Consider the following 9,404-nt stretch of genomic DNA (forward strand, 5'->3'; position numbering starts at 1 on the left):
AAGAAGGCTCTCGTATCTACGCCAAACGGAAAATCGATGTCGAACCCGTTTTTGGCCGATTGAAGAGTGTTTTTGGCGTTCGCAGAGTTCACGTTAGAGGTAATCAAGCCGTCCAAACGGAAGTCGGCTTCCTCTTCATGAGTATGAATCTCACAAAATTGGCCAAGAATCTAGGCTCAAAAACATCACATACTCAAAAACCACACAGTGATTCTTTCATCTTGATTGTTTTCGAGACGGAAATCACTGTGTGGTTTTATTTTGAAGCTAGTTTTTGCCCAGCCTCTATTGTTTTGATAAGGGAATCACATAAAGGAGGAAATGATGTCATCCGAACAACAGGAACGCCAAGCGATTCAATATGCGGAACGTAGTGCTATGTTTACGGTAAAGGTTCTTCTTAAACTCTTAGAGTGGTCAGCTAGACACGCCCTAGCACAAGACTCGGCTTATAAAGTTGGGGTTCAAAAGTTAGAAGAACTCCTTCAAAGTCCATATGCCATTGTGAAAAGGCAACAGTTTTCTGTAAAAAATTTATAAAGTGTGTTTATTAAGCAATGATTCTCCTAGTCATGGGTGTTTGGTAAGTGAGACTACCATGAAGGCGATGATGATTCCACCAGTGGACATAATCCTTAGTTTTAAGAGTTAATTCTTCTAGCGAATGGAAGGTTTCTTGGTTGATAAACTCAAGCTTAAAGGAACGATAGGTACTCTCAGCCACGGCATTGTCGTAAGGACATCCAGCTTGACTCAGTGAGCAGGTGATGTCAAATGCTTCTAATATCTCATCAATCAAAGTATTGTCAAATTCCTTGCCTCTATCTGAGTGAAAGAGCTTGACTTTGGTCAGAGCATAAGGAATACTTTGAATAGCTTCTTTGACCAAGTTAGCGGTATTGTGCCAACCAACAGATAGGCCGATGATTTCACAGTTGAAGAGATCGATAATAAAGCAAACATAAGCCCATCGATTACCAACACGGACATAGTTTAAGTCCGTCACAAGAGCTTCAAGTGGCTTCTGGTGGTCAAACTGTCTCTCTAAGAGATTTGGAGTAGGGGCTTCATTTTTCCCTTTAGTATGTGGTTTGAAGGCAGCTTTCTGATAAACAGAAACCAAATTCAATCGCTTCATGAGGCGACGAATCCGACGGCGAGATAGTGCCATCCCTTGGTTTTTCAAGCATTTCTTGATTTTTCTAGCCCCGTATCTGGATTTACTTTCGAGGAAAATAGCTTTGATGTTTTCTTCAAGTTCTGCTTCAGATACTGGTTTAACAGCCTTGTAGTAGTAGCTAGAACGTGGAAGGTTCAACCAGTGACACATGGCTGAGATGCTGTATTTGTCCTTGTTAGCGGTGATTACTTCTCTTTTCGTGCCATAATCACCGCCGCTTGCTTTAGGATATCTAGTTGCATTTCCAGTTCTTTATTGTGTTTTCTGAGTTCTATCAGCTCACGTTGCTCATCTGTCAGATTATCGACAGTTTTAAATGAGCCAGTCGTTCTTGCCTGTCTGACCCACTTATCAAAGGCTGACGGCGTTAAATCGTATTCTTTGATCAGTTCACTGCGTTTTCTACCTGCATTGTGCAAGTCAACGATTTGTTGCTTAAAGTCATCTGTGAATTGGCGACGTATTTTTCTAGACATATCTTTTCTCCTGTTTTTCTTTAGTGTAGAATACTTTATAAATACTGTCCAATTTAGTATAACCTATTCATATCTTAGATTGGAGTCTTATGAATACACGTGTTTTTAAGGACATCACAAAAGTCCAACATAGGGCTTGGCTAGGCTTTACCACACGACAAGTTATCTTTGTCTTGCCAGCCATTGCCATTACCATCCTGATTTTAGAGTTAAACCTCTTTTATTGGCAATTTGGGGATTGGTTTGTCTATGGACTTACCTTTACCATTCCTCTTATGCTTTTTGGGGTCTATCGCCCTAATGACTTACCTTTTGAAACGTATCTTAATTATAGATGGCATTATGAAATGACCATACCAGACCGTACAATAACTGGACAGAGAGGAATACAACGTGAAAAAAAACAAATCGCTCAATGAAACCAAAGACCTCTTCTAAGCACAAGAAGACACGTAAACCAAAAGAAGAAGTGCTACCAACAACTGTTAATACGCTTCTTTACCAAGGCCTTTTTCCTAATGGTCTCATGCAGGTTACCCCAGATTATTTTTCTCAGTCCTATCTTTTAGGGGATGTCAATTACCAAACGGTGGGACTTGAAGATAAGGGAGCGATTATGGAAACCTATTCAGACTTGATTAACAGTTTGGATGACAAGACCAATTTCCAACTCACTATTTTTAACCAAAGGGTCAACTTGGATAAATTTAGAAAGGGTGTCTTGTATCCTTTTCATGAGGATGGGTATGATACCTATCGGGAAGAACTCAATCGTATCATGGAGAATAACTTAGAAGCTGGAGAAAATAACTTTTCAGCTGTTAAATTCATCTCTTTTGGGAAATCAGACCAAAATCCGAAACTCGCCTATCGCTCCCTGTCTCAAATTGGGGAATATTTCAAGAGTGGTTTTTCTGAAATAGATGCGAATTTTACTCACCTCAGTGGAGAAGGCCGTGTGAACCACTTGGCTGATATGTTGCGAGGGGAAAATCATTTGCCCTTTACCTATCAAGACCTGGTACGTTCAGGACAAACAACTAAGCACTTTATTGCCCCAACCAGTCTGTCCTTTAAGCACAAAAATCATATTGAAATGGATGATAAACTGCTTCAGATTGTCTATGTTCGTGACTATGGGATGGAGTTGGGGGATAAGTTCTTACGAGAACTCATGCAGTCGGATTTAGAAGTGATGATTAGTCTTCATGCTAAAGGGTCAGCCAAGTCAGAAGCCATGACAAAGCTCCGCACCAAGAAGACTTTGATGGAATCGCAAAAAATTGGGGAACAACAAAAGATGGCACAATCTGGCGTTTATCTTGAAAAGGTTAGTCAAGTCCTAGAAAGTAACATCGATGAAGAAGATGAGCTGATTAAAACCATGACGCAAACAGGCGACAAGCTCTTTGACACCCTTTTTCTGATTGGAGTCTTTGCGGATAACGAAGACCAATTGAAGCACTCCCTTGATATTATCAAACAAGTGGCAGGTTCTAATGATCTTGTGATTGATAATCTGACCTTTATGCAAGAAGCTGCTTTTAATAGCCTGTTGCCTTTTGGGAAGAACTACCTTGATGGTGTGTCTCGGTCTCTTTTGACCTCAAACATTGCCGTGAATTCCCCCTGGACATCTGTAGACCTTCAAGATAAGGGAGGGAAATTCTATGGGATAAACCAGATTTCAAGTAACATTATTACTATTGACCGAGGGAAACTCAATACCCCATCAGGTTTGATTCTAGGGACATCAGGTGCTGGTAAGGGGATGGCGACCAAGCATGAAATCATCTCAACCAAGTTAAAAGAAGCAGAGAGTGATACCGATCTATAAGGGGAGATATTAGTTCCTGGTATTCTGAAGGAGCTTTTTTGGTCTTGTGTCAATGTTATAAAAAATCCTTGACTTGTAGTCGACTACAAGTACTAGAATTAGTTTAAAAGCAAAGCCGAAGTAAGAAGTTTGGCTGTCATAAAATGGGAGGGATTAGATGAAGACATTAGTGATTTATTTTTCTGAGACTGGGGCAACGAAAAGACGTGCTCAGACTATTGCGACTGACCTTGAGGCAGATGCCTATGAAATCAAAGCCAAGATTCCTTATACAAGTCAAGATAGAAATTGGCAGGATGATGCGAGTCGTTGTAATCGTGAACAATCTGATGAGAATTGTCGACCAGAGCTTTTAGGTGAATTGCCGGATATCTCTGACTATGACTGTATACTTGTTGGTCATCCAACTTGGTGGGGGATTCCACCTCGGATTGTTCAAACGGTGTTGGATCAATTAGACTTTTCGGATAAGATTTTGGGTAGTTTTTCAACATCTGGAGGTTCGTCTTATGTACAAGCGCAGCCCATTTTTAACAGTTATGCGGCTAAAAATCATATTAGGGGTGATGTCTTGAATAGTGATAGTGATATGAAGAGATGGATACTAAATGTTCAAGAGTAAATATAAAATGAAAAAAACACTTGACTTGTAGTCGACTACAAGTGGTAAACTACCATCATAAACACAAAGGAGTAATAAAATGACAAAAAATACTGCATCGATTGTACTTGGAACATGGTCTTGGGGAACTGGAGGTTTTGCTGGTGGGAATGTGGTTTTTGGTAATCAGCTTGATACAGCAGACTTGAAAGAAGTCTTTTCGGTTGCTATGGAAAGTGGTCTCAACACATTTGACACTGCTTTTGCCTATGCCAATGGGGAATCTGAGAGTATTTTGGGTGAGTTATCTAGCCAATATGACCGTTCAAAAGTCATCTTATCTGACAAATTTACACCAGGAATGCAGGATGATACCAAAGAAAATCCAGTCAAAGCTATGTTGGAAGGCAGTCTGAAGCGCTTGGGAACAGATTATATTGATATTTATTGGATCCATAACGCAGCTGACGTAGAGCGTTGGACACCATTTTTAGCAGACTTAGTCAAATCAAGAAGAGTGAAACGGATTGGTGTATCCAACCACAGTCTTGAACAAGTGAAACGTGTTCAGGAAATATTGAAACCTGATGGGGTACAAATCTCAGCTGTTCAAAACCATTTTAGTTTGCTTTACCGTCATTCGATTGAGGATGGATTGCTTGACTATTGCAAGGAAAATGATATCCAATTCTTCTCTTACATGGTACTAGAACAAGGTGCTTTGTCTGGTAAATATGATAGCCAACATCCCATGCCAGCTGATTCCAATCGTGGCAAAACCTATAATCCTATGTTTCCAGCCTTAGGTGACTTACTTTCTGAATTGAAAGTTTTGGCAGACAAGTATCAGGTTAGCCCAGCACAGATTGCGACAGCTTGGGCAATTGGACGCGGGACAACACCGATTTTAGGTGTTACAAAAGTCGAACAAGTCCTAGATGCGGCTAAAGCTAGCGACCTAGTTCTTAGTGCTGATGAAATGGCAGCATTAGAAAAATTAGCTTCAGAAGCTGGTGTCAATACACGCGGTGGCTGGGAAGGCCAAGCCTAAGGAGGTTTTATGTTTTTAATTACAATTACTATTGAATCTGAACAAGTACCTGAAGAGCAAGCTGAGGAACTGCTGGCCAATCATAGAGCTTGGTTTACTTCTCAATTTGAAGCAGGACATTTTAAAATTGTTGGTCCTTTGAAAGACAGAGGTATGGCAGGGATTGTCATTGCTAAAGTAACGTCACGAGAAGTCTTAGATGATATCATTGCACAAGATGTTTATTATCCAGACCTAGCTAGCTACGATGTCGCTGAATTCAAGGCGAGTTTAGTAGCAGATGAGATAACAGGAGACTAAAATGAAAACAACTATTTTACTGTTTCACCCAGATTTACATGCTTCTCAAGTCAATAAAGACTTAGCCAAAGCAGCTCAAGCAGCAGGAATTGAAGTACGCGATATTTATAGCCAATATACAGATGGACAGATTGATGTGAAGAAAGAGCAAGCCGTTCTTGAAACAACAGATCGAATTGTTTTTCAATTTCCAATGTACTGGTATGCGATGCCTTCTTTGATGAAAGAATAGCTAGACCAAGTTCTTGAATATGGTTGGGCCTATATGGCTCTACTGGGAATGCTCTTCGTAATCCTTGCAGTGACGCAAGGAGCTGGTGCGGAAGACTATACAGCTGATGGTCGCTTTCATGTGACGACTCAAGAATTACTTAAACCGCTTGAAACTATAAAATACCATACAGGATTAGTCTTTGAGGAACCATTTGTTTTGTCAGGAGTGCTGAATCTATCTGAGGAAGCTTTAAGTGATGCTGCTAACTCTTATGTTGAACGTTTGAGTCAAGCCTGCAATTCTAGTATACTAGAGTTGCAAGATACGTTTAGATAGAAGGTAATGAGATGATAGAAACGAAAAAATACACTATTACGGAAGTGTCACAAAAATATGATATTAATCCCAATACTCTGCGTTATTATGAACGGATAGGGCTTTTACCTGAGATTCCTCGTCGGTCTAATGGTAATCGTTATTTTACGGATGATCTCAATAAGTGGATTGAAATGATTATTTGCTTGCGACACTCTGGCATACCGATAGAAGCCTTGATTGATTACTGTCAGTTACTCATGCAAGGTGATCAAACGGTGGAAGCGCGTGAAGCCTTGCTACGTGAGCAACTAGCAGTTTTAGAAAACAAGCAAAAAAATCTTCAACGCTCCATTGATCGCTTGACACGCAAAATTAGTCTTTATGAATCTGGAGAGATTTTAAACAAGGACACCTATTATGAAGAGTATGGCATTATTTTTGATAAAGACGGTAGCTGGAAGGAGCGATTAGATGACTTTGAAAATTGATGCCTTTGCCCATGTTTTACTTCCTGAATTTTTTGGAAAAATGCTGGCGCTGGATAAGAATTTAGTCTCAAAAATGCCCTTTATCCAAAACCCTGTCTTGATGGATATGAAAAAACGACGTGAGACGATGCCAGCTAACATTAAACAAATTATTTCTTATGTCAATGCTAATCCAGAAGATTATCTGGACAGTGCTGAAGCTGCTCAATTGGTAGAACTGGCGAATGAGGAATTGCTAGCGACGGTCAAAGAAAATGCGGATATTTTTGCGGGTGGTGTAGCCATGGTGCCGATGAACAATATTCCAGAAGCAGTGCGCGTGATAGAGAGCTTTGTTGTCAGTCATCCTGAGATACTTGGGATTCAGTTATTCACGCGCCACCTAGGAAAATCCCTAGCAGATGAGAGTTTCAAGCCAGTCTTTGCAGCAGCATCTAAGGCAAATATTCCAATTTTGTTGCACCCAGTTTTTGATGAGCGGAAACCAGACAATAATATTATCTTTAGCTGGGAGTACGAATTAACCCAAGCTATGTTAGATATCGTGCAGGCTGGTTATTTTCAAGAATTTCCAAATCTCAACATCTTAGTTCATCATGGTGGGGCTATGGTTCCTTACTTTGCAGGGCGGATTGAGCATATTTTGCCAGAGGAGCAGGCGGCTGATTTTAAGAAATTTTATGTGGATACAGCCCTTTTAGGCAATAGCAAAGCTTTGGAACTTTGTGTGGACTATTATGGTGCTGACCATGTTCTCTTTGGGACAGATGCGCCGCTTGGGATTCTTCCAGCTGGAGCAACAGACGTTATCCGTCACGCCATCGAAGAACTGCCTTTGAAAGATAGTGATAAGGAAAAGATTTTTCGTGGCAATGCTGAACGGTTATTTGAATGAGGAGGTAGAAAATGACAGAAAATTTTAGACTTTTTCGTCTTGGATTGAACTTAGATTATGAAGAGGAGTATAAGCAAATTGGCTATACAAATTTTACCCAGTCAATGGCATTAGAACCAGGAACATTGGCCATGTATGGTAGTCACCTTCCAAAAGATTTTAGTCAGCAGATTGTTGTGGAACGCTATGCGAGTGTTGAAGCTTACCAAGAACATGTTCAATCGCCTCATTTTAAAGCTTTTGTAGATTTGGCTCAACATGCACTGAATAGCCGTGAAGTGGTGACATTGACACCCAAACTGCTTCATCAAAAACCAACAGCCTTGCGGATTTTTGATGATGAGCAATTAGCTGTGAGATTAGCTACAGTGACGGTTAGTGACAGCAAAGCTTTTTCAGAAATCGTCTCACCTGAAATGCAGACCAGTATGGCAAAAGAAGATGGCGTCTTGGTCATGTATGCTGGTACAGATGTGGACAATCCGGATACTTGGTATTTCTTTGAGGTCTATCAAAATGAAGCTGCTTATGAACAACACAGAGCAACACCGCATTTTAAAGACTATATTGATCAAAGTGCTAAATTGATCCTAGATAAACAACTTCAAACGTTGCATGGGGATATGCTGGTGAATCGAGGATAGATTTAGTAGCTTGATGATAAATTAAAATACTTTTGAAGCATCTATTAACTTTCATTATAGGTATTTGTCACTGTTAGTAGTTAGAGATATACTAAAATCGAGATTAACATTATTGTAGAAAGAAGTGATGACCCATGTTTAAACATGAAGATGTAAAAAATGATCCTATATTTGCCTTTGGAGAAGAAAATCCTTACGGTGCTAGTTTTACTGGGCAATCCTATCTAGCAATGTTGGCACAAGCGCCAGATGGTTATACCAGTGTTGGAAATGTGACCTTCGAACCAGGATGCCGTAACAACTGGCATGTGCATTTGGATGGCTACCAAATTCTTCTTGTCACAGGAGGTGAGGGTCTTTATCAGGAAGCTGGGAAACCCGCTCGACATCTAAAAGTAGGTGATGTCGTTGTGACCGACAAAGGAGTGAAGCACTGGCATGGTGCCACCAAAGATTCTTGGTTCAGTCATGTGGCGATCACAGCTGGTAGCGGTGAATTTTATGACCCTGTAACAGACGAAGAATACCAAGCAGCTCATAAGGAGGGAGAATAATATGGCTATTAAACAAACAGCAGGGCGTGATCAACTAGGCGAATTTGCGCCTGAATTTGCTCATTTTAATGACGATGTTTTGTTTGGTGAAAACTGGAATAATGAGGCCATTGATTTGAAGACACGCTGTATCATTACTGTGACGGCTTTGATGAGTTCAGGTATCACCGATTCTTCTTTAAACTATCACTTGGAAAATGCCAAGAAAAATGGCGTCACCAAGGAAGAAATCTCAGCGATTATTACTCATCTAGCCTTCTATGTCGGCTGGCCAAAAGCCTGGGCGGTATTTAGACTAGCTAAAGAGATTTGGTGAGAATAAGATTCAAAAGGTGCTCGTGGATATTAACAATAATAGGTCGTTCACCCAACAGGGTATCAGCCACGTGGGAGAACGATCTATTTTGCCCAAACTAGAATGTTAATTTGTACTCATTCAAAATCAAAATTAGAATTTTAGAACCTCTAATATCGTTGAGATAGTGACGAGCGTAGCGAGAAAAAATGTTTCTTTCGCGATAGTGGTATTCTTAGCAAGTGAAATTGTCTCAGTCACAATGAATTCCTGATATACTCCCCTTATAGTTTCCAGTGAAATAACAAAAACATTTCACTGGAAACTATGAGGGGTTTTCGTATGTCCAAAAGAAGTCCAAAAAGTGTAGAAGAAAAATTAGAGGTTGTCTTAAGATATCAAAGAGAAGGGAAATCTGCAGACCAGTTAGCCAGAGAATATGGTATCTCAAAATATTCTGTTAGAGATTGGATAAGGAAATACCAAACCAATGGCATTGAAGGTCTTAAGGGAAGTCATACTTGGAAGAAGTACTCATCAGAGTTAAAGAA

At 40.2% G+C, this 9,404-nt stretch carries 10 protein-coding genes and 5 pseudogenes; 14 read left to right on the top strand and 1 reads right to left on the bottom strand.

Features of this window, described 5'->3' with window-relative positions; all coding sequences use genetic code 11:
- Positions 1 to 287, top strand: a pseudogene (locus tag F601_RS12735) (transposase); the annotation flags it as partial.
- A 37-nt stretch (positions 288 to 324) separates the two neighbouring features.
- Positions 325 to 504 (top strand): annotated as a pseudogene (locus F601_RS0100235) (hypothetical protein); the annotation flags it as partial.
- Positions 505 to 550: 46 nt separating this feature from the next.
- On the opposite strand, the gene F601_RS0100240 reads toward F601_RS0100235, so the two are convergent.
- Positions 551 to 1,656 (bottom strand): IS3 family transposase gene (locus F601_RS0100240; RefSeq protein WP_155979136.1). Its coding sequence is split into 2 segments (ribosomal slippage): positions 551 to 1,380 and positions 1,380 to 1,656, totalling 1,107 coding nucleotides; the frame shifts between segments, so codons are not numbered across the junction.
- Between the two features lie 89 nt (positions 1,657 to 1,745).
- Here F601_RS0100240 and F601_RS12065 point away from each other — a divergent pair.
- The 12 genes and pseudogenes from F601_RS12065 to F601_RS0100310 all read left to right on the top strand — a co-directional run.
- Positions 1,746 to 2,094, top strand: a pseudogene (locus F601_RS12065) (PrgI family protein).
- Positions 2,072 to 3,490 (top strand): annotated as a pseudogene (locus tag F601_RS12070) (VirB4-like conjugal transfer ATPase, CD1110 family); the annotation flags it as partial. The pseudogenes F601_RS12065 and F601_RS12070, both read left to right, overlap by 23 nt.
- Positions 3,491 to 3,650: 160 nt before the next feature.
- Positions 3,651 to 4,115 carry a flavodoxin gene (locus F601_RS0100260; protein ID WP_018163684.1) on the top strand — a complete coding sequence of 155 codons (465 nt, stop codon included), beginning with the start codon at positions 3,651 to 3,653 and terminating at the stop codon, positions 4,113 to 4,115.
- 79 nt (positions 4,116 to 4,194) lie between these two features.
- Complete coding sequence (locus tag F601_RS0100265; RefSeq protein WP_018163685.1) at positions 4,195 to 5,145, top strand: aldo/keto reductase; 951 nt, start codon at positions 4,195 to 4,197, stop codon at positions 5,143 to 5,145.
- A 9-nt stretch (positions 5,146 to 5,154) separates the two neighbouring features.
- On the top strand, positions 5,155 to 5,445 hold the full coding sequence (locus F601_RS0100270) for a YciI family protein (protein ID WP_018163686.1): 291 nt from the start codon (positions 5,155 to 5,157) through the stop codon (positions 5,443 to 5,445).
- Position 5,446: 1 nt separating this feature from the next.
- Positions 5,447 to 5,995: pseudogene (locus tag F601_RS13350) on the top strand (NAD(P)H-dependent oxidoreductase).
- An 11-nt stretch (positions 5,996 to 6,006) separates the two neighbouring features.
- Positions 6,007 to 6,465, top strand: a complete 459-nt coding sequence (locus F601_RS0100285; RefSeq protein WP_018163689.1) for a MerR family transcriptional regulator — start codon at positions 6,007 to 6,009, stop codon at positions 6,463 to 6,465.
- Positions 6,449 to 7,360, top strand: a complete 912-nt coding sequence (locus F601_RS0100290; protein ID WP_018163690.1) for an amidohydrolase family protein — start codon at positions 6,449 to 6,451, stop codon at positions 7,358 to 7,360. Before F601_RS0100285 ends, F601_RS0100290 begins: the two co-directional genes overlap by 17 nt.
- Positions 7,361 to 7,371: 11 nt before the next feature.
- Positions 7,372 to 8,004 carry a putative quinol monooxygenase gene (locus tag F601_RS0100295; protein ID WP_018163691.1) on the top strand — a complete coding sequence of 211 codons (633 nt, stop codon included), beginning with the start codon at positions 7,372 to 7,374 and terminating at the stop codon, positions 8,002 to 8,004.
- A gap of 134 nt (positions 8,005 to 8,138) precedes the next feature.
- A complete protein-coding gene (locus F601_RS0100300) occupies positions 8,139 to 8,558 on the top strand; it encodes a cupin domain-containing protein (RefSeq protein WP_018163692.1) in 420 nt (139 codons plus the stop codon).
- 1 nt (position 8,559) lies between these two features.
- Positions 8,560 to 8,874 carry a carboxymuconolactone decarboxylase family protein gene (locus tag F601_RS0100305; RefSeq protein WP_018163693.1) on the top strand — a complete coding sequence of 105 codons (315 nt, stop codon included), beginning with the start codon at positions 8,560 to 8,562 and terminating at the stop codon, positions 8,872 to 8,874.
- 321 nt (positions 8,875 to 9,195) lie between these two features.
- A partial coding sequence (locus F601_RS0100310; protein ID WP_018163694.1) for a helix-turn-helix domain-containing protein occupies positions 9,196 to 9,404 on the top strand: 209 nt, incomplete at its 3' end.

Origin of the sequence: Streptococcus henryi DSM 19005, assembly GCF_000376985.1 — a bacterium.
GTDB classification, from domain to species: Bacteria; Bacillota; Bacilli; order Lactobacillales; family Streptococcaceae; genus Streptococcus; species Streptococcus henryi.